This is a genomic window from Sediminibacterium roseum (assembly GCF_009939005.1).
Lineage (GTDB): Bacteria > Bacteroidota > Bacteroidia > Chitinophagales > Chitinophagaceae > Sediminibacterium > Sediminibacterium roseum.
In genome coordinates, this window is record NZ_JAACJS010000015.1 from 852,052 (window position 1) to 869,804 (window position 17,753).

Genomic DNA, 17,753 nt, shown 5'->3' on the forward strand with positions numbered 1-17,753 from the left:
AATTTTGCGGCCTGATGAAGCAATTCAACGTCCCGAACATATACCGCAGCCCGCTGATCAGTGCCATCAAACAGCGGCGGAAGCAGGAAGATAAATTAAAGAAGGATTTTACACCCACCCTGGTTGATCTCGGCCCGCTGCAGATTTACCTGGCGCGGCATTTTGGTTTTTGCTATGGTGTGGAGAATGCGATCGAGATCGCCTTTAACACCATTGCAGAAAACCCGGGCAAACGTGTCTTCCTGCTGAGCGAAATGATACACAACCCGCAGGTGAATGCAGACCTTGTTGCAAAGGGCGTAAGGTTTTTACAGGATACCTACGGAAAGCAGCTCATTCCTTTTGAAGACATCACTGCAGATGATGTGGTCATCATTCCCGCATTCGGCACCACGCTGGAGATCGAACAACTGCTGAACAGCAAAGGCATTCCAACAGCGAAATACAATACCACCTGCCCTTTTGTGGAAAAAGTATGGAACCGCAGTGAGCAGATCGCGGAGAAAGGCTACAGCATCGTGGTACACGGCAAACCCAAACACGAGGAAACACGCGCCACTTTTTCACATGCCTCCTTTCATACGCCAACGGTTGTGGTGAATGATATGGCCGAGACCATCGAGCTCGCCAAATACATAACGGGAGAAAAAGAACCAAACGATTTCTACGAAGCGTTCAGGGGCCGTTATTCAGAGGGATTCGATATCAGCAAACACCTTGAAAAGATCGGTGTGGTAAACCAGACCACGCAACTGGCAAGCGACACACAGGCGATCTCTGATTACCTGAAAAACGTGATCATACGCCACCGCAACCTTACCTCCGCAAACATCAGCGAACATTTCGCGGATACGCGCGATACGTTGTGTTACGCAACCAACGACAACCAGACCGCCGTAACCGGTATGCTCGAAACAACGGCCGACCTTGCGATCGTAATCGGCGGCCACAACAGCAGCAACAGTTCGCACCTCGTGGAACTCTGCGAAAACAAACTGCCCACCTACTTCATTGATTCGGCAGAACGGCTGATCGATAAGGACCATATTGAAACACGCAACTGGCAAACAAAAGAACTAAGCATCCGTGAAAATTTCCTTCCGGCCAGGCAACCCCTCAAGATCCTGGTCACCAGCGGCGCAAGCTGCCCTGACGCGGTGGTAGAGCAGGTGATCAGGAAACTCGCAAGGTTTTATGGCGTAGAAGAAAAAGTGGAAGTGGTTACCAATTCTTTTATATAAAGCTTGAATTGTGACGGAAACGTGCCTGTAGCGTTCTGCGCGCAATAGCGGGTTGCCCGCGGTCCAGTTTGAGTGAACTGAAAATTCAATCACAAGCAGCCCTCCCAAAAAAATTTAAAAAAAATTATGTAACCAATCGGTTACTTTTATATACATTTGTAACCGATTGGTTACACAAACCCGTTTTCCTATGCGCAGAGACGTTTTCCAGGCCATTGCAGATCCCACCAGGCGTGAGATCATCAATATGTTGTCGCACCGCTCACTCAACCTGAACTCGGTGGCAGACCAGTTTGACGTGAGCCGTCCGGCCATTTCAAAACACATCAAGATACTTACCGAATGCGGGCTGGTTGTGATCAGGCAACAGGGGCGGGAACGTTTTTGCGAAGCAAGGCTCGACCAGCTCAATGAAGTATCGGATTGGGTGGAACAATACCGCAGTTTCTGGACCGCCAAACTTGATTCGCTCGAACAATACCTCGCATCCCTTCAAAACAAAAAGAAAAAACATGGCAAACGAAAAAAATAACTCGGATGGGTTAACACTTACCCGCGTGCTGAACGCCAGCCGCGAAACAGTATACCGGGCCTTCACCGACCCTGCCCAGTTTGTTCAATGGTGGCCGCCAAAAGATTTTGAAAACAAAGTGTTCAGCTTCGATCTGAAACAGGGCGGTTATTGCCATTTCGGAATGTTCATGAAAGATTTTTCAATGTATGCAAGGTTCGATTTTATCGAGATCGTTCCACCCGAAAAAATAATTTTCACCAGTGTGTTCACCAACGAGCACGCCGAACCCGTACGCAACCCGATGGACGCCGGCTGGCCCATGGAAATGTTGCATGTGCTGTTGCTGTCAGAAGAAAAAGGGAAAACAACACTTACCCTGAACGTAAGCGCACACAACGCCACCGAAGCGGAAAAAGCAGTTTTTGCAGAAGGCTTCGATTCGATGCGCGGCGGATACGGTTCGTCTTTTGATGAACTGGAAAAACTTATCTCCTGATTTTTATAACGATAAACCAATACCTATGTTAACCAACACCACAGACCGCGAACTCTTAGTGACCCGCATTTTTGACGCGCCGGTTGACCTTGTTTTCAAAGTGTGGACAGAACCCGCGCATCTTGAAAAATGGTGGGGGCCGAATGGCTTCACCAATTCGATTCATAAGATGGATGTAAGACCAGGCGGGGAATTTGTATTGACCATGCATGGCGCCGATGGCACAGATTACCCTAATAAAATAGTGTACGACGAAGTGATCAAAAACAAACTGCTGCGCTACTCGCATGGGAGCGGTAAGGAGAACGACCCCAGGCAGTTCCAGGTAACGGTGCAGTTCTCTGAGCACGACAATAAAACATTGCTCACCATGCGGATGGTATTTGTTTCGAAAGAAGAATTCGACAGGGTTGTTCAGAAATACGGCGCCATCGAAGGCAACAGGCAAACCATGGATAAACTGGAAGCTTATCTTAAAAATAATTTTTAAAACCGATAAATCGATCCCATGCAAAACGAACCCGTTGTGATCCAGAAAACATACGACGCTCCTGTTGAAAAAATATGGAAGGCACTTACCGATATAAACGAGATCCGCAAATGGTATTTCAACCTTGCCGAGTTCAAGGCAGAGCCCGGGTTTGAATTCAGTTTTCTGGCAGGCCATGAGGGCCGTGAGTTCCTGCATCTCTGCAGGGTAACCACCGCGGTTCCCAATAAAAAACTAAGCTATACCTGGCGCTACGATGGCTTTGAGGGAGACTCGGAAGTAAGTTTTGAACTGTTCCCCGAAGGAGAAAAAACAAAACTCGTACTCACCCATACCGGACTGGAAACCTTCCCCGCCAACAACCCCGATTTCCAGCGCAGCAATTTTGTTATGGGCTGGACACATTTTGTGGAAGTGGCACTGAACGATTACCTGCGCGATGGTTCCGGGAAGTAATGAGGTTGATTGATGAGTAGCACACAAGCGTGTTGTGGGTTGTATTGAACAGCGTTCCATTGTTCATCGTTCACAATTACACATTGTCGCAATCAACCCTCACAAAGTCGCGTTTGCACCCGCATGTTTTGTTGGGGTGATGGTAGCTTTGATCCATCAAATAACCAATCACTAAAACAAAAAAAATATGCAAACCGCAACCATCCGGCCGCAGGCAATTGGCGGCAAAAAAGACAGGATCATTTATTGGACGGCCACCTCGATCGTGATGCTGTTCGATTTTGTGGGCGCGTTCTGGTTCAATTCAGATCTCGCGAAAGAAGGCGTAAGACACCTTGGGTTTCCTGATTATTTCAGGGTGGAAGTAAGCATCGGGAAGATCATCGGTGGCTTCCTCATCCTGTTGCCAATGGTTCCAAAACGTTTGAAAGAATGGGCATATGTTGGGTTCGGCATTTCCATGATCTCCGCATTCATTGCCAACTGGGCGGTAGATGGGTTTACTCCTTTGTTGTTAATGCCTGTTGTATTCTTTGTGCTGTTGGTAGTTTCTTATATTTATTACCACAAAATTTCAGATTGAAATAAGTATTACAAACCTGGTCATCCGTACGTCTTACAATACCCTGAAACCCGCTAAAACCAAAACCATGATCGTCGCAATCGTTATCGCAATGCTTATTCTTATTCCGCTGGTCGCTGCCGCTTGTATGTCGGAAGACTATGTGATCGAATCGGATATTACCATCAATGCCTCCAGGCAACAGGTATTTGATTTTGTAAAATACCTGCGCAACGGGGATCGTTTCAACAAATGGGTAATGGAAGACCCGAACCTTCGCAAGGAATTCATCGGCACCGATGGAACCGAAGGGGCCGTTTACAAATGGGACAGCGATGTGAAAAACGTGGGCCAGGGCGAACAGGAGATCACTTCCATCAAAGAGGGGGAAAGGGTGGAATACGAGATCCGGTTTGTAAAACCGTTTTCAAATGTGTGCGGTGCATCGATCGCAACAAAAGACGCGGTTGGCGGGGGAACACAGGTGAGCTGGTCGTTCTTCGGCAAACGAAGTTTTGGCATGCGCATCTTTCATTTCCTGTTCAACCTGAAAAATGTGTTGCGCAAGGACCTGGCTACCAGTTTACGCAACCTGAAAAACCAATTGGAGAAATCCTAAAAAATCAAACCATGCCTACACAAATTTTTGTGAACCTGCCGGTAAAGGACCTGAAAAGATCGATTGAATTTTTTACCAGGCTCGGGTACACTTTCAATCCAGATTTTACAGATGAGAAGGCAACCTGCATGATCATCTCAGACACCATCTATGCCATGCTGCTGGTTGAGCCGTTCTTCAAAACATTTACCCAAAAAGCGATCTGCGATACTTCAAAAGACATTGAATCGATCATTGCTTTATCTTGTGAAAGCCGTGCCGCCGTTGACGAGCTGGCGCAGAAAGCAGAGGACGCCGGCGCAACCATCCCGAAACCTGCGAACGATATGGGTTTTATGTATACACGCAGTTTTGAGGATCCGGATGGCCACCTTTGGGAGGTGTTTTACATGGACCCCGCCGCGATCCCTCATGGATAATTGAAACAACACATGGTAGAAGTATTTAAAACAAATGTTCAGGAAGTTGCCGAATCGCAAATGATCATCGGGCGGCTTCTTGAACGTTTTCCCGACAAGCGCATCAATTTCGATCTTTCCGATTGCGACAGGATCCTCCGTGTGGAGGGCGAGCACGTGTGCATCGAAAGCGTTTCGCAACTGGTGGTTGCGGCGGGTTATTTTTGCGAGGTTTTACTGTAGCCCGGGAAAGGCCCAACCATTTTTCGCTGCTCCCTCCCATTCTTTCGCCAACTTCACTAACTTTAGCGATACAAGATTTTTAATCGCTTAACCTATTACCATGTATCCATTCCGCAAACTGCTGTATGCAGTTCCCATCGTGTTGCTGGCATCCTGCAGCCAGAACAGTTCTTCTGTTGACCAGGAAGATGGCCTCGCCGCTTTCAGCGCCGACAGCCTGAAAGCCCATATTGCCGTGCTTGCCTCAGATGATTTTATGGGACGCAAACCTTTTACCGAGGGTGAAACCAAAACCATTGCTTACCTGCAGCAACAATTTGCCGCAGCCGGTCTTGAACCTGGTAATGGCAGCAGCTATTTACAGGAAGTACCGATGGTGAACATCAAGACAACTGCGGCGCCTTCAATGCAGGTCAAATCTGCAAAAGGCAACTTTGAATTGAAAGCTTTTGACGATTATGTAATATGGACCGATAAAACGGAAAACGTTTCGCTGGCCGACAACGAACTCGTTTTTGCAGGTTATGGCGTGGTTGCCCCCGAATACAACTGGAACGATTATGCGGGAATCGATGTAAAAGGAAAAGTGGTGATGGTTATGGTGAACGACCCGGGCTGGAACACAGATTCTACTTTGTTCAAGGGAAAAACAATGACCTATTACGGCCGCTGGACCTACAAGTTTGAAGAAGCGGCAAGGCAAGGTGCGAAGGGCTGCCTGATCGTTCACAATACCGCTGCGGCAAGCTATGCGTTTGCCGTTCCGCAGAATAATTTCAACGCATCGCGCCTGCAGCTCGATCCGCGTGGAAAGGACATCAAAAAATGTGATGTTGTGGGATGGATACAGGAAGGCGTTGCAAAAAAATTACTGTCCACTGCAGGGCTCGATTCCAACCTGCTGGTAAAAGCGAATGAGCGCGGTGCGAAACCGGTTTCGCTCAACATGAAATTATCGACCTCGGTAAAAGTGGAGGCCACTTACAACAAATCGCACAACGTGATCGGCAAGATCACCGGCAGCAAACATCCCGATGAAGTGATCATATATACTTCACACTGGGATCACCTGGGCATTGGCACACCCGATGCAACAGGCGATTCGATCTACAACGGCGCATACGACAATGCAAGTGGCACCGCAGGCCTGATCGAACTCGCACGCGCTTTCAAAAGCATGAAAACAAAACCCGAGCGGACGATCGTGATCCTTTCCGTTACTTCTGAAGAGCAGGGACTGCAGGGTTCTGCCTACTATGCGCAAAACCCCATCTATCCAAACGCAAAAACCCTCGCAAACATCAACATCGATGAACTCAACCGTTTTGAAAAAACAAAGGACATCGTTGTGGTTGGCGAAGGCCAGTCTGAACTGGAAGACATCCTGAAAGAAGAAGCGGAGAAAATGGGAAGGTACATAGCGTATGAGAGTCACCCGGAAGCCGGTCACTACTACCGTTCCGACCATTTCAATTTTGCGAAAGCAGGTGTTCCCGCATTGTACATCAACGAAGGAATAGATGTGGAAGGAAAGGGAAAGGAATACGGCCAGAAGCTGCAGGATGCGTACAACGAAAAAGATTACCACCGCCCATCCGATTCATACAACGCCGCTACATGGTCAATGGCCGGCGGCATCGACGATCTGAAACTGCTGTTCCAGGTAGGCAAACGCCTGGCTTTTGCTGCAAAGATGCCGGAGTGGAAGAACGGATCAGAGTTTAAAGCCATAAGGGAAGGGAAGAAATAAGTGAAGACGGTGAATAGCGGGTGGCCGCTATTCACCGTTACCCTGCTACGCCATCGATTTCGCAGATTTAATGTTGCACGATCCGCAGAATCACTGCCGTTACCGCTAAGTTTGAAAGAACAATTTGCCGACCGGCGATTCAACATTCACCCAACAACTTGCCATCATGAAAAATTTTTTCAACCGTCGTAGTTTCCTGAAAGATACCGTTACCGCAGCGGGCGGCGTTGCGCTTTTGTCTTCTTTGCCAAAGAAAAGCATTGCAGGTTACAAGGCCGAGCCGAGGATCCGTTTCTCCGTGATCAACATCAACCACAGCCATATTTACGGGATGATCGGTGCAGTTACCAGGGGCGGCGGACAGCTTGTTTCCGTGTATGCAAAAGAACCCGATCTGCTGGCCAACTTTACAAAGCAGTTTCCCAATGCAAAAGTTGCAAAAAGCGAACAGGAAATACTGGAAGACAATTCCATTCAACTCATATTAAGCTCCGGTATCCCTGACGAGCGTGGCCCTTTGGGTGTGCGGGTGATGAAGCATGGGAAAGATTATCTTGTTGACAAGCCCGGCATCATTACACTCGATCAACTCGCAGAATGCCGGAAGGTGCAGAAGGATACCAAACGCATCTACTCCATTATGTACAGCGAACGCTTTGAGAATAAAGCAACCGTGAAAGCGGGTGAGCTTGTAAAAGCGGGCGCGATCGGTAAAGTGGTGCAGACGATCAACATCGCGCCGCACAGGATGAGCCCGAAAACAAGGCCGGAATGGTTCTTTGATAAAAAAAGATTTGGCGGCATCATCACCGATATCGGTTCGCACCAGTTCGACCAGTTCCTGTATTTTACCGGCTCAACAAAAGCAGAAGTAGTTGCCTCCCAGATCGGAAACATTAATTTTCCGCAGTACCCAAAATTTGAAGATTTTGGCGACATCATGATGCGCGGAAACGGGGGAACAGGATACATACGCGTGGATTGGTTTACTCCCGACGGGCTCGCCACCTGGGGCGATGGCCGGTTAACCATACTGGGCACAGACGGATTTATCGAGGTGCGCAAGAACATAGACATTGCCACCGAACACAAAGGAGGCAACCACCTGTACCTGGTAACCCAGAAAGAAACAAAGTACATCGATTGCAACCAGGAAATTTTGCCATTCGGACAACAGCTCGTGGATGATGTGGTGAACAGGACAGAGACAGCCATGACGCAGGATCATTGCTTTCTCGCAACAGAACTCGCGCTGAAGGCACAAAAAAATGCGCAGGTGATCAATTCTTTCAAATAATGGTATTCGCGTTACTGGTTTCCGCACTTGTGCTGGCTGTTTTGGTCTTTATGAACAGCAGGCGTTTTGGCGCCATCGCAACAGGCGAACGGTTGAAACGCATCAAACGATCCGCGCATTACAGGGAGGGAAGCTTCCAGAACCTGCACCATACACCCACCATGACAGAAGGTGTGCATTTTTTCAAGGTGCTGAAGGAATTTATTTTCGACAAAAGCAAAAGACTGGCACCTGCGCACCCGATCCCGTCGAAAAAAACAAACCTGCAAACAGCGGCGCCGGATGAGGATTTTCTTGTGTGGTTTGGCCATTCTTCTTATTACATGCAGGTTGATGGAAAGAAGATCCTGGTTGACCCTGTGTTAAGCGGCAATGCATCCCCGTTCTCTTTCACTACAAAAAGTTACCCGGGAACAGATGTGTATTCAACGGATGATTTCCCGGAGATCGATTACCTCTTCATCACGCACGACCACTGGGATCACCTTGATTACCGCACCGTTCTTGCCTTAAAACCCAAGGTCAGAAAAATCATCACCGGTTTGGGAACGGGCGCGCATTTTGAGCGGTGGGGATTTGAAAAAAACACCATTGATGAATACGACTGGAACGATGTTGCGGAGCCCGACCCGGGTTTCGTTGTACACGCTTTGCCCGCAAGACATTTTTCGGGAAGGGGTTTAAAAAGAAACCAGGTATTGTGGATGTCGTTCGCACTGATCACTCCCACGAAAAGAATATACATTGGCGGCGACTCCGGGTACGACACGCATTTTGAAGAGATCGGGAAAAGCTATGGCCCGTTTGACCTCGCGGTGCTTGAGTGTGGCCAATACAACCGCAACTGGAAATACATTCACATGATGCCGGAACAGACGGTTGCAGCGGCAATCGCGCTCCGCGCCGAAACACTATTGCCGGTGCATTGGGCAAAATTCAGTTTGAGCCAGCATGCCTGGGATGAGCCGATCATCCGCGCCACTGCCGAGGCCGCAAAAACGGGGCTGAAACTGGCGCACCCTATGATCGGGGCGAAATTGAACCTGGATGGGAACGGGTTGTTTGACCGCTGGTGGGAAAGCGTTTGATCTCTATCACACATCCTTCTTAACTTTTGTATATTTATCCCGGTTCCACTGTATTGCAACATACCACGCACTGCTTATGCGACGGATCGTTTTTTATTTATGTGTTTTTGTACTGACTACCACGGTTAGTCATGCCCAGCAAGTTGTTGCTGCGGTCAATCGGTTCATCAATACATTGAACAACGAACAAAAAGCAGGCACCCTTTTTCCTTTCGAGGGCGAAGAGCGCTATAACTTCCATTTTGTTCCGCGCGAAAGAAAGGGCCTTACGTTTAACGAGATGAACGATGTACAAAGAACAGCGGCGCTTAACCTGATGCGCACCTGTTTGAGCGACGGCGCCTTTCAAAAAACACAGGACATTATGCAGCTGGATGCTGTATTGAAGGAAATCGAAAAAAGAAAACCGGAGGATCATTACCGCGATCCGGGCAACTATCATTTCTCTGTTTTTGGCGTTCCATCGGCTACAACCATTTGGGGTTGGCGTTTTGAAGGACATCACATCTCTTTCAATTTTTCGATGGACAAGATGAAAGTTGTGGCAGGCACGCCGGCATTTCTCGGCAGTAATCCCGCCGTGGTGCAGGATGGGCCCTACAAAGGCAAACAGGTATTAAAAGAAGAAACAGACGCGGGTTTCGGTTTGCTGAACACCTTAACGGCCGAACAACTTAAAAAAACGATCACCGATTCCATCGCACCGAAAGACATTGTTACTTTCAACAACAGGAACATTGCAATGGCACAAAACACAGGCATAGGTTACGATGAACTGAGCGATGTGCAGAAGCAGTTGTTGCTGCAATTGATCGGTGTATATGTTCATCGCTTTACAAAATTATTTGCAGACGATATGTTGCAAGAGATCCAGCGTGCTGGTCTTGCGAACATCCATTTTGCATGGGCGGGAAAGAAACAGCCGGGCATCGGCAACCCGCATTATTACCGCGTTCAGGGGCCAACATTCATCATCGAATACGACAACACACAGAACAATGCAAACCATGTACATTCTGTATTGCGCGACCTGAAGCACGATTTCGGCGGAGATGAATTGCTCGAACATTACAAAACAGCACATACCAAATAACACGATCATGAAAAAAGGTTTATTGTTTGTTCTTTCTGCATTATTGTTTACCTCGGTGATGGCGCAGCAGAAGCCCGCTTACATCCTGTACGATGCAAAAGGGAAAAAGGTGGGATATGATAAAATGATCCGCATCCTGGGCAAAAAAGACATCGTATTGTTTGGCGAGTTTCACAACAACGCCATTGCGCACTGGCTCCAGCTTGAAGTAACCAAATCGCTGAAAGAAAAACGTGAGCTTGTATTGGGTGCGGAAATGTTTGAGCAGGACAACCAGGAGGCTCTTGATCTTTACCTGCAGGGAAAGATCAAGGCAAAAGCGCTTGACTCGATGGCGCGGCTTTGGAAAAATTACCCGACCGATTATGCGCCGCTGGTAAATTTTGCAAAAGAAAACAACATCGCGTTCGCCGCCACCAATGTTCCGAGGAAATATGCAGCCATGATCTCAAAAGGGGGCTTTGAAGCGCTCGATACCATCCCCGCAACAGCAAAAGCATGGATCGCGCCACTGCCCATCGCCTACGATGCAGAACTTCCCGGTTATAAAAAAATGATGGAAATGATGGCAGGACATGGAAGTCCCAATATGCCCAAAGCGCAGGCCATCAAAGACGCAACGATGGCGCATTTCATTCTTAAGTATTACAAACCTGGTAGCCTGTTCCTGCATTTCAACGGCGCCTATCATTCCGATAACTACGATGGCATCGTGTGGCACCTGAAAAACAAACAACCCGCACTCAGGTACGCTACCATCTCTACCGTATCGCAAAAAGACATCACCAAATTACTAGACGAGAACAAGGGGAAAGCGGATTATATCATCTGCGTGGATGAGGATATGACGAATACGTATTGATGATCGCCGGCAGAATGAACCGCACAAATTGTCGATAACGAACGGTTGCTGCGATTCAGTTGCACGCTCCTTACATTTCTCAAAAAAGCTTAACTTGTTTACGCAAAAACAACCTGATGCTCCGAAAATATTTACTGGCCATGGTTATGATTGCGGGGTTGAGAAATGCTGCAAGCGGTCAATCAACCACGGTGGATTCTTATGCCAACCAGTTGCTCTTTGATGTTTTCAGGGAACAACCCCACCCTGCTGTTCAAGAGTTTCTAAAGTTGTACGTTCCGTCGTTGCTGGATAAAAGAACAACTGCAAGGGGAACGGAAAGCAGTTTCGATCTTGAAACACATGGTTTTGTTTTCCTGGAGCACCCGTTTTTCAAAACCAATTTCAGGAACGGTAAACTTGAATTCGATTGCCGCAGGTACAAGAGTGTGCTGGGTGTGCAGGTAGACGATGTGCATCTCTGGTTCTATTTCGATACACAGGCAGATGGCGAAACCGCGTTCGGAAAGCTGATCGACACATTCAAACCGGCTAGCACAAAAAATTACATTCATACCGCGAACGGCTCAATGATCGCCGAGTTCACCGATACAAAAAACACAAAGGGTTTTGGGAAAGTACAGGTTTTACTAATGCCTGAAGACACAGACAAAACCAAATTCAAAATGCTGTTTTCGCTTGGCAACAACCTGCCCTGACCTATTTCATTCTTTCTTTTGCCCATTGCAGGGCGAGTTCGAGTTGTTCTTCCCGTGTCATGTTTGAATTGTCGAGTTCAATGGCATCTGCTGCTTTGCGCAGCGGGCTGAATTCGCGGTTGCTGTCGATGTAATCGCGCATCTCAAGATTCGATTTCACTTCTTCGACGGTGATGGCAGGATTTTTTTCAAACAGTTCCTTGAACCTGCGTTCTACGCGAACGGCGGGATCTGCAGTTACAAATATCTTAAGTTCGGCATGGGGAAAAACAGTAGTGCCTATGTCGCGTCCGTCCATCACGATCCCTTTCTGCTTTCCCATCTGCTGCTGCTGCGCCACTGCAAACTCGCGCACTTCTTTGAGCGCAGACACTTCGCTCACGTTTTCACTAACCAGCATATCGCGTATGAGTGCCTCCACATTTTCGTCGTTGAGCAGCATATCGCTTTTACCGCTTCTTTCGTTGTATGAAAATTCGAGCGTGATCTCGCTGAGTGCTTTTTTTATTTCTTTGGGATCTTTCCAGTTGATGTGGTTCCGCAAAAAATACAGTGTGATCGCGCGGTACATGGCGCCGCTGTCTATAAATACATAATTCAATTCATTTGCCATCTGCCGCGCCAAAGTGCTCTTGCCGCAGGATGAATAACCGTCAAGTGTGATTATGATCTTCTTACCCATGCAGCGAAAATACTGATGTTAACCATCAGGCGCTACTATTTTTAAAAAAAGCTGTACGCCCAAGCCAATGGCATGGGCTTACAGCTTGTGGTTTATTTTGGCATCAATACCGTATCTACCACATGGATCACCCCATTGCTCTGGTAAACATTTTTGATGGTAACCGTTGCGTTGCCGCCTTTTTCGTCGGTGAGAACGAGGTTATCGCCTTTCATCCAGGCCTTCAATGTTCCGCCTGCAACGGTTTTGAGGCTGGCCGATCCGCCACCTTCTTTTATCATTTTTGCGATGGCTGCCGCGTCCCATTTTCCCGCTACCACATGGTAGGTAAGCACCTTGGTAAGTGTGCCTTTGTTCTCGGGTTTGAGCAGCGTTTCAACCGTGCCGTTTGGCAACTTATCGAAAGCCATATTTGTTGGTGCAAACACCGTGAAGGGGCCCGTGCCCTGTAAAGTAGATACCAGTCCAGCCGCCTTAACAGCCGCTACCAGCGTGGTATGTTCCTTGGAATTTACTGCGTTCGATACAATGTCTTTTGTCGGATACATGGCCGCGCCACCAACGGTTACCGGCTCCTGCGCCATTACTGCATTGAACAGGAATGCAGACACGAATAATACTGCGATCTTTTTCATAGTTGTTGTGTTATCTGTTTTGAATTTGATTACAGATACACTTACGGCGGGCGGTGAAATCAGGTTTTTTATTTTAAAAAAACCATTTGGGAAGGAATCTCGTAGAGGCACTAAGCAGTAAGTACGGGAACATGATTGTGAAGAACGGACAGGCGCTTGTTCTATCCGTTCTTCATACTTATTCCCGATTATGCAAACAGTTTCTCTTTTCTTTTTTCCATTTCGGCTGCGATCGCTTTTTCGTTGGCGTCGCCCGCGCTTAGTTTGGAAACGATGTTGTCGAAACTTTCTTTGTCGCGGCCCTGGCTGAGTTTGAACACATGATCCATCGATGTGACCTTTATTTCAAATGCTGAAATTGCCTTTACCATCCTGCTGATGTAATCCTGGGGAATGTGTTGGTAGGATGCCGCCGAATCTTCTTTTTCGTAAAAGGCGGTAAGTTCGTTCAGTAACCCGGGCAATTCGCTGTCGTCTAAAAAACGGAATTCACCTTTCGCATGAACGGTCATGTAGTTCCAGGTTGAGCCCTGCTGCGGATTGCTGTACCAGCTTGCGCTTACATAACAATGAGGGCCGGTAAAAAGAACCAGCGCATTGCTGTTCTCCAGGAATGCCTTGTGGTGGTCGTTCCCTTTCATCATATGCCCGCGTAGATACAAAACGCCTTCGCGTTCTTCAAACAAAAACGGAACCTGTGTGGCAACGGGGCGCTGTTCGGCATCTACGCCCATCAGTATACCAAAAGGATTTTGCCTGATGAAGTCGATCACTACGGCCGCATCTTTTTCTTTGTAGTAAGGTAAGTTGTACATGTGCCGAAGGTAAAAAGACTCTTCAAAAAAAATGAGTACTTTAATGATGAACGGGGTGTTGGGCGAGGTTGGGTAGGAAACGGAAAGGGTTAAAAAGATAAAAAGTCAAACGGTTTATCACCTCCTGATCTTTTATCTTCTTAACCCCATGTTTTAGATTAGGCTCCCTGTTGCTATCCCACCACTTCCACCTGCCTGGTGGCCGGCATATCTGCATTTCGTATGGCGATGTTCCTTACGGCGGCTGAAACAAATGTTCTGAACGCCTCCTGGCTAACCAGGTCATCACCTATCATTGCGGGCACGCCATTGTCGCCACCCTCGCGGATGCTCTGTACGAGGGGGATCTGGCCCAGGAAAGGCAGGTCGTATTCATCTGCCAGCCTTTTGCCGCCTTCTTTACCAAAAAGGTAATATTTGTTGTCGGGCAGTTCTGCCGGGGTAAAGTAGGCCATGTTTTCAACAAGCCCGATGATGGGTACATTGATCTGCGCCTGGCCAAACATGGCAATCGCTTTTTTTGCATCGGCAAGCGCCACATTCTGCGGTGTGCTCACAATGACCACGCCGGTTACCGGTATGGTTTGCATTACGGTAAGCTGGATATCGCCTGTGCCGGGCGGCATATCGATCACGAGGTAATCGAGTTCGCCCCAATCCACATCGGTGATGAATTGTTTGATCGCGCTGCTCGCCATCGGGCCGCGCCAGACCACGGCATTTTTTTCATCTACCAGCAGCCCGATGCTGATCAGTTTGATGCCATATTTTTCAAGGGGAACGATGATGCCTTTGCCATTCACTTCCTTCATCATCGGTCTTGCGCCGCGCACGCCAAACATCATGGGAACACTCGGGCCATAGATATCCGCATCCATCAACCCTACCGATGCGCCGCCTTCGGCCAGTGCCAGAGCGAGATTGGAGGCGATGGTACTTTTTCCCACACCCCCTTTTCCACTCACCACCGCGATGATGTTCTTGACACCAGCAAGCACCTGCTGGTTGTCTTTGCGGTTGGTAGAAGTATTGGCCGTGAAATTGACATGCACCTTTGCCTCTTTGTTCACCAGTATTTTTACAGCGTTCTCACTGGCGTTGCGCATCATGTCTTTCATGGGGCAAGCCGGCGTGGTAAGTACGATGGTAAAGCTCACATCATTGCCTTCAATAACGATGTCTTTTACCATATTGAGCGTAACCAGGTCCTTACCCAGATCGGGCTCCTGGACGTTGCTGAGCGCCTTGAGAATGTCTGCTTCTGTCATCACGAAAGTTTTTGTTAAAAAAGAAATCTGGCTGCAAAGTTAACCGCTGGCAGCCTTACTTTGTTGGAATTTCCGGAATACGGAAGTGACTTTACCAACCGTTTTTTGCACAACTACCTGTATTTTTGAAAGAATGAAGAAACCGCTACGATACATTTTACTGGGAATCACTTTACTCGCACTTCAACAGGTGCGCTCACAGGAAAACAACCCGTACCGTGATTCCGTGGTTCAATTGTATGGTGTGGTGATGACGGCCGACAGTCTCCAGGGCATCCCTTCCTGTAGTGTGATCGTTGAAGGGAAGGGCCGGGGAACGGTAACCAGTTACGATGGTGTTTTTTCGATTGCCGTTCTGAAAGGCGACAAGATCACGTTTTCGAGCGTGGGTTTTAAAGACAGGAGCATCCTTATTCCGCACAACCTTGAGGGCAACCAGTACAGCGTGATCCAGTTGCTGGTTACGGATACGGCCTATCTCCCGGCCACGATCCTCAAACCACGCCCCTCGCGCGAGCAGTTTGAGCGGGATTTTGTGAACGTAAAAATTTCGGATGATCTCTACGAGACTGCCCGCAAGAATACCGATGAGGCCACCCGCCGCATCCTCATCCGCAGCATGCCGGCCGATGGCCGCGAGGCGGTCAATTACCAGCTTCGCCAGCAGGCCACCAAGGCCTACTATTCCGGCCAGGTTCCCCCGATGAACATCCTCAACCCGGCAGCCTGGGCAGATTTTATACAGGCCTGGAAGCGCGGTGATTTCAAGAGCAAGAACTAGAACGCCCGGAACCTGCCCGCAGCCGGGAAAAACTAACACCTAATAGCTTACCTTCGCGCTTCAAACAAGGTTATGTCACTACAAAACATCACGGTCATCGGCGCCGGTACAATGGGTAATGGAATTGCGCATGTGTTTGCGCAGCATGGGTTCAGGGTAATACTGGTGGATGTAAATGCCACACAGCTTGAAAAAGCAGTACAGACCATCGATAAAAACCTCGAGCGGCAGGTATCGAAAGGCGCGTTAACCGCAGAGCAGAAACAACAGGCGCTGGCCAATCTTTCAACCGAAACAGATCTCACCAAAGGCGCCGGCGGCGCAGACCTCGTGGTGGAGGCAGCAACGGAAAACATCGACCTCAAACTGAAAATATTCAGCCAGCTCGACGGCATCGCCCCTGCGGGCGCAATACTGGCGAGCAATACTTCCTCTATTTCCATTACCAGGATCGCCGCGGCCACCAAACGCCCCGGGTTGGTGATCGGCATGCACTTTATGAACCCCGTGCCGGTGATGAAGCTTGTAGAGATCATCAATGGTTACGCAACCCAGGCAGAGGTAACGGAAAAGATCGTTGCCCTCAGCCAACAACTGGGGAAAATGCCCTGCGTGGTGAACGACTACCCCGGCTTCATCGCCAACCGCATATTGATGCCGATGATCAACGAAGCGATCTGCAGTTTATACGAAGGCGTTGCCGGCGTAGAAGCCATTGATACGGTGATGAAGCTTGGCATGGCCCACCCGATGGGCCCCCTGCAGTTGGCAGATTTCATCGGCCTCGATGTTTGCCTGAGTATCCTCAACGTATTACACAATGGTTTCGGCAACCCGAAATATGCACCTTGCCCATTGCTGGTTAATATGGTAACCGCCGGCAAACTGGGCGTTAAATCGGGCGAAGGTTTTTATACCTACACGGCGGGAAGCAAAGAGCTGGTTGTGAGTAAACGGTTCAGCGGATCTGCGTTGTAATCGCTATTTTTAAGGGCAACCAACGCTTATGTTTTTCGTTCTCTCCAAGATCCTTTATTTCCTTATCGTGCCCATCACATGGGTACTGCTGCTGTTGTTATGGATCTGGCGCACCAAAAACCAGAAACTGAAAAAACGGCTCACCGTTGTCGTGATCACGGTAGTTGTCGTATTCACCAACCCGTTTTTACACCGGTCGGTTGTACTTTGGTGGCAGGCGCCGCGTGTACGGATCGCTGACGGAAACGTATACGATGCAGGGATCATTCTCGGCGGACTTTCGGGAATTGATAAATACAATCATGGTTATATAGGAAACAATGGCGACCGGTTTATCCAGACCGCCAATCTTTACCACCGTGGCATCATCAAAAAGATCATCATCAGCGGTGGTAATGGAACGCTCGATAAAGAGGTGCCGCCGGAAGCACTGTTCCTGCGCGAACAGTTCATAGAAAACGGGGTGCATGATTCGGCCATCATCCTCGAAACACGATCGCGCAACACGTACGAAAATGCCGTTTTCTCAAAACAGGTCAGCGACTCGATGCATTTTAAACAGCCGCTGGTGCTGGTCACTTCTGCCTTTCACATGCCCAGATCGATGCGGTGCTTTAAGAAGGCGGGATTGGATTGTATAGCTTACCCCTGCGATTACAAAGTGGTTGCACAAAAGCCTACGCTTCAAAACACCTTACTGCCAGATATCACGTTGCTGTACGAATGGACAACAATGATGAAAGAATTCGTAGGCATCAATGTATACAGGCTCACGGGCAAAGCCTGA

Annotated in this window: 22 protein-coding genes; 18 read left to right on the plus strand and 4 right to left on the minus strand. The window is 48.5% G+C overall.

The genetic code is table 11. The annotated features are described in order from the left end of the window. The first annotated feature begins 14 nt into the window (after window positions 1-14). The 15 genes from GWC95_RS14875 (at window position 15) to GWC95_RS14945 (ending at window position 11,807) form a co-directional block, all read left to right on the plus strand. Window positions 15-1,241: a 4-hydroxy-3-methylbut-2-enyl diphosphate reductase gene (locus GWC95_RS14875; RefSeq protein WP_161819508.1), complete on the plus strand. Its 1,227-nt coding sequence runs from the start codon at window positions 15-17 to the stop codon at window positions 1,239-1,241. A 190-nt stretch (window positions 1,242-1,431) separates the two neighbouring features. After that, the gene (locus tag GWC95_RS14880; RefSeq protein WP_161819509.1) at window positions 1,432-1,773 is read left to right on the plus strand and encodes an ArsR/SmtB family transcription factor; all 342 of its coding nucleotides are present in this window, start codon (window positions 1,432-1,434) and stop codon (window positions 1,771-1,773) included. Further along, window positions 1,754-2,251, plus strand: a complete 498-nt coding sequence (locus tag GWC95_RS14885; protein WP_161819510.1) for an SRPBCC family protein — start codon at window positions 1,754-1,756, stop codon at window positions 2,249-2,251. The genes GWC95_RS14880 and GWC95_RS14885 overlap by 20 nt, the downstream gene beginning before the upstream one ends. A gap of 25 nt (window positions 2,252-2,276) precedes the next feature. Beyond that, a complete protein-coding gene (locus tag GWC95_RS14890; RefSeq protein WP_161819511.1) occupies window positions 2,277-2,741 on the plus strand; it encodes an SRPBCC family protein in 465 nt (154 codons plus the stop codon). An 18-nt stretch (window positions 2,742-2,759) separates the two neighbouring features. Beyond that, the gene (locus tag GWC95_RS14895; RefSeq protein ID WP_161819512.1) at window positions 2,760-3,197 is read left to right on the plus strand and encodes an SRPBCC family protein; all 438 of its coding nucleotides are present in this window, start codon (window positions 2,760-2,762) and stop codon (window positions 3,195-3,197) included. Between the two features lie 187 nt (window positions 3,198-3,384). Then, window positions 3,385-3,780 carry a DoxX family protein gene (locus tag GWC95_RS14900; protein WP_161819513.1) on the plus strand — a complete coding sequence of 132 codons (396 nt, stop codon included), beginning with the start codon at window positions 3,385-3,387 and terminating at the stop codon, window positions 3,778-3,780. 67 nt (window positions 3,781-3,847) lie between these two features. Next, window positions 3,848-4,378 carry an SRPBCC family protein gene (locus GWC95_RS14905; protein WP_161819514.1) on the plus strand — a complete coding sequence of 177 codons (531 nt, stop codon included), beginning with the start codon at window positions 3,848-3,850 and terminating at the stop codon, window positions 4,376-4,378. Between the two features lie 11 nt (window positions 4,379-4,389). Beyond that, a complete protein-coding gene (locus GWC95_RS14910; protein WP_161819515.1) occupies window positions 4,390-4,797 on the plus strand; it encodes a VOC family protein in 408 nt (135 codons plus the stop codon). 12 nt (window positions 4,798-4,809) lie between these two features. Further along, a complete protein-coding gene (locus GWC95_RS14915; RefSeq protein ID WP_161819516.1) occupies window positions 4,810-5,019 on the plus strand; it encodes a hypothetical protein in 210 nt (69 codons plus the stop codon). 100 nt (window positions 5,020-5,119) lie between these two features. Further along, a complete protein-coding gene (locus GWC95_RS14920; protein WP_161819517.1) occupies window positions 5,120-6,769 on the plus strand; it encodes a M28 family peptidase in 1,650 nt (549 codons plus the stop codon). Window positions 6,770-6,935: 166 nt separating this feature from the next. After that, a complete protein-coding gene (locus GWC95_RS14925; RefSeq protein ID WP_161819518.1) occupies window positions 6,936-8,066 on the plus strand; it encodes a Gfo/Idh/MocA family protein in 1,131 nt (376 codons plus the stop codon). Next, on the plus strand, window positions 8,066-9,154 hold the full coding sequence (locus GWC95_RS14930; protein ID WP_161819519.1) for an MBL fold metallo-hydrolase: 1,089 nt from the start codon (window positions 8,066-8,068) through the stop codon (window positions 9,152-9,154). Before GWC95_RS14925 ends, GWC95_RS14930 begins: the two co-directional genes overlap by 1 nt. 76 nt (window positions 9,155-9,230) lie before the next feature. Then, window positions 9,231-10,247 carry a DUF3500 domain-containing protein gene (locus GWC95_RS14935; RefSeq protein ID WP_161819520.1) on the plus strand — a complete coding sequence of 339 codons (1,017 nt, stop codon included), beginning with the start codon at window positions 9,231-9,233 and terminating at the stop codon, window positions 10,245-10,247. A 7-nt stretch (window positions 10,248-10,254) separates the two neighbouring features. Continuing rightward, the gene (locus tag GWC95_RS14940) at window positions 10,255-11,109 is read left to right on the plus strand and encodes a ChaN family lipoprotein (RefSeq protein WP_161819521.1); all 855 of its coding nucleotides are present in this window, start codon (window positions 10,255-10,257) and stop codon (window positions 11,107-11,109) included. A gap of 116 nt (window positions 11,110-11,225) precedes the next feature. Next, window positions 11,226-11,807, plus strand: coding sequence for a hypothetical protein (locus GWC95_RS14945; protein WP_161819522.1), 582 nt, complete (start codon window positions 11,226-11,228; stop codon window positions 11,805-11,807). A 1-nt stretch (window position 11,808) separates the two neighbouring features. Here the strand turns inward: GWC95_RS14945 and cmk are convergent, their stop codons facing one another. From cmk to GWC95_RS14965, 4 genes are all read right to left on the minus strand, one after another. Beyond that, window positions 11,809-12,489, minus strand: coding sequence for a (d)CMP kinase (gene cmk / locus GWC95_RS14950; protein ID WP_161819523.1), 681 nt, complete (start codon window positions 12,487-12,489; stop codon window positions 11,809-11,811). 92 nt (window positions 12,490-12,581) lie between these two features. Further along, window positions 12,582-13,124 carry a fasciclin domain-containing protein gene (locus GWC95_RS14955; RefSeq protein ID WP_161819524.1) on the minus strand — a complete coding sequence of 181 codons (543 nt, stop codon included), beginning with the start codon at window positions 13,122-13,124 and terminating at the stop codon, window positions 12,582-12,584. Window positions 13,125-13,312: 188 nt separating this feature from the next. Continuing rightward, the gene (locus tag GWC95_RS14960; RefSeq protein ID WP_161819525.1) at window positions 13,313-13,939 is read right to left on the minus strand and encodes an FMN-binding negative transcriptional regulator; all 627 of its coding nucleotides are present in this window, start codon (window positions 13,937-13,939) and stop codon (window positions 13,313-13,315) included. Window positions 13,940-14,112: 173 nt separating this feature from the next. Beyond that, complete coding sequence (locus tag GWC95_RS14965) at window positions 14,113-15,207, minus strand: Mrp/NBP35 family ATP-binding protein (RefSeq protein ID WP_161819526.1); 1,095 nt, start codon at window positions 15,205-15,207, stop codon at window positions 14,113-14,115. Between the two features lie 133 nt (window positions 15,208-15,340). Between GWC95_RS14965 and GWC95_RS14970 the strand changes: the two genes are divergently transcribed. From GWC95_RS14970 to GWC95_RS14980, 3 genes are all read left to right on the plus strand, one after another. Next, entirely contained in the window at window positions 15,341-15,988 is a 648-nt protein-coding gene (locus tag GWC95_RS14970) for a carboxypeptidase-like regulatory domain-containing protein (protein WP_161819527.1), read from the plus strand. A 72-nt stretch (window positions 15,989-16,060) separates the two neighbouring features. Beyond that, window positions 16,061-16,966 (plus strand): 3-hydroxyacyl-CoA dehydrogenase family protein, encoded by a 906-nt coding sequence (locus GWC95_RS14975; RefSeq protein WP_161819528.1) that lies wholly within the window; start codon window positions 16,061-16,063, stop codon window positions 16,964-16,966. A 28-nt stretch (window positions 16,967-16,994) separates the two neighbouring features. After that, window positions 16,995-17,753, plus strand: a complete 759-nt coding sequence (locus GWC95_RS14980) for a YdcF family protein (protein WP_161819529.1) — start codon at window positions 16,995-16,997, stop codon at window positions 17,751-17,753.

Excerpts from the sequence above, each read along its gene's own strand:
- GWC95_RS14875 (WP_161819508.1), top strand. The coding sequence starts at position 15 with ATGAAGCAATTCAACGTCCCGAACATATACCGCAGCCCGCTGATCAGT.
- GWC95_RS14880 (WP_161819509.1), top strand. The coding sequence starts at position 1,432 with ATGCGCAGAGACGTTTTCCAGGCCATTGCAGATCCCACCAGGCGTGAG.
- GWC95_RS14885 (WP_161819510.1), top strand. The coding sequence starts at position 1,754 with ATGGCAAACGAAAAAAATAACTCGGATGGGTTAACACTTACCCGCGTG.
- GWC95_RS14890 (WP_161819511.1), top strand. The coding sequence starts at position 2,277 with ATGTTAACCAACACCACAGACCGCGAACTCTTAGTGACCCGCATTTTT.
- GWC95_RS14895 (WP_161819512.1), top strand. The coding sequence starts at position 2,760 with ATGCAAAACGAACCCGTTGTGATCCAGAAAACATACGACGCTCCTGTT.
- GWC95_RS14900 (WP_161819513.1), top strand. The coding sequence starts at position 3,385 with ATGCAAACCGCAACCATCCGGCCGCAGGCAATTGGCGGCAAAAAAGAC.
- GWC95_RS14905 (WP_161819514.1), top strand. The coding sequence starts at position 3,848 with ATGATCGTCGCAATCGTTATCGCAATGCTTATTCTTATTCCGCTGGTC.
- GWC95_RS14910 (WP_161819515.1), top strand. The coding sequence starts at position 4,390 with ATGCCTACACAAATTTTTGTGAACCTGCCGGTAAAGGACCTGAAAAGA.
- GWC95_RS14915 (WP_161819516.1), top strand. The coding sequence starts at position 4,810 with ATGGTAGAAGTATTTAAAACAAATGTTCAGGAAGTTGCCGAATCGCAA.
- GWC95_RS14920 (WP_161819517.1), top strand. The coding sequence starts at position 5,120 with ATGTATCCATTCCGCAAACTGCTGTATGCAGTTCCCATCGTGTTGCTG.
- GWC95_RS14925 (WP_161819518.1), top strand. The coding sequence starts at position 6,936 with ATGAAAAATTTTTTCAACCGTCGTAGTTTCCTGAAAGATACCGTTACC.
- GWC95_RS14930 (WP_161819519.1), top strand. The coding sequence starts at position 8,066 with ATGGTATTCGCGTTACTGGTTTCCGCACTTGTGCTGGCTGTTTTGGTC.
- GWC95_RS14935 (WP_161819520.1), top strand. The coding sequence starts at position 9,231 with ATGCGACGGATCGTTTTTTATTTATGTGTTTTTGTACTGACTACCACG.
- GWC95_RS14940 (WP_161819521.1), top strand. The coding sequence starts at position 10,255 with ATGAAAAAAGGTTTATTGTTTGTTCTTTCTGCATTATTGTTTACCTCG.
- GWC95_RS14945 (WP_161819522.1), top strand. The coding sequence starts at position 11,226 with ATGCTCCGAAAATATTTACTGGCCATGGTTATGATTGCGGGGTTGAGA.
- cmk (WP_161819523.1), bottom strand. The coding sequence starts at position 12,489 with ATGGGTAAGAAGATCATAATCACACTTGACGGTTATTCATCCTGCGGC.
- GWC95_RS14955 (WP_161819524.1), bottom strand. The coding sequence starts at position 13,124 with ATGAAAAAGATCGCAGTATTATTCGTGTCTGCATTCCTGTTCAATGCA.
- GWC95_RS14960 (WP_161819525.1), bottom strand. The coding sequence starts at position 13,939 with ATGTACAACTTACCTTACTACAAAGAAAAAGATGCGGCCGTAGTGATC.
- GWC95_RS14965 (WP_161819526.1), bottom strand. The coding sequence starts at position 15,207 with ATGACAGAAGCAGACATTCTCAAGGCGCTCAGCAACGTCCAGGAGCCC.
- GWC95_RS14970 (WP_161819527.1), top strand. The coding sequence starts at position 15,341 with ATGAAGAAACCGCTACGATACATTTTACTGGGAATCACTTTACTCGCA.
- GWC95_RS14975 (WP_161819528.1), top strand. The coding sequence starts at position 16,061 with ATGTCACTACAAAACATCACGGTCATCGGCGCCGGTACAATGGGTAAT.
- GWC95_RS14980 (WP_161819529.1), top strand. The coding sequence starts at position 16,995 with ATGTTTTTCGTTCTCTCCAAGATCCTTTATTTCCTTATCGTGCCCATC.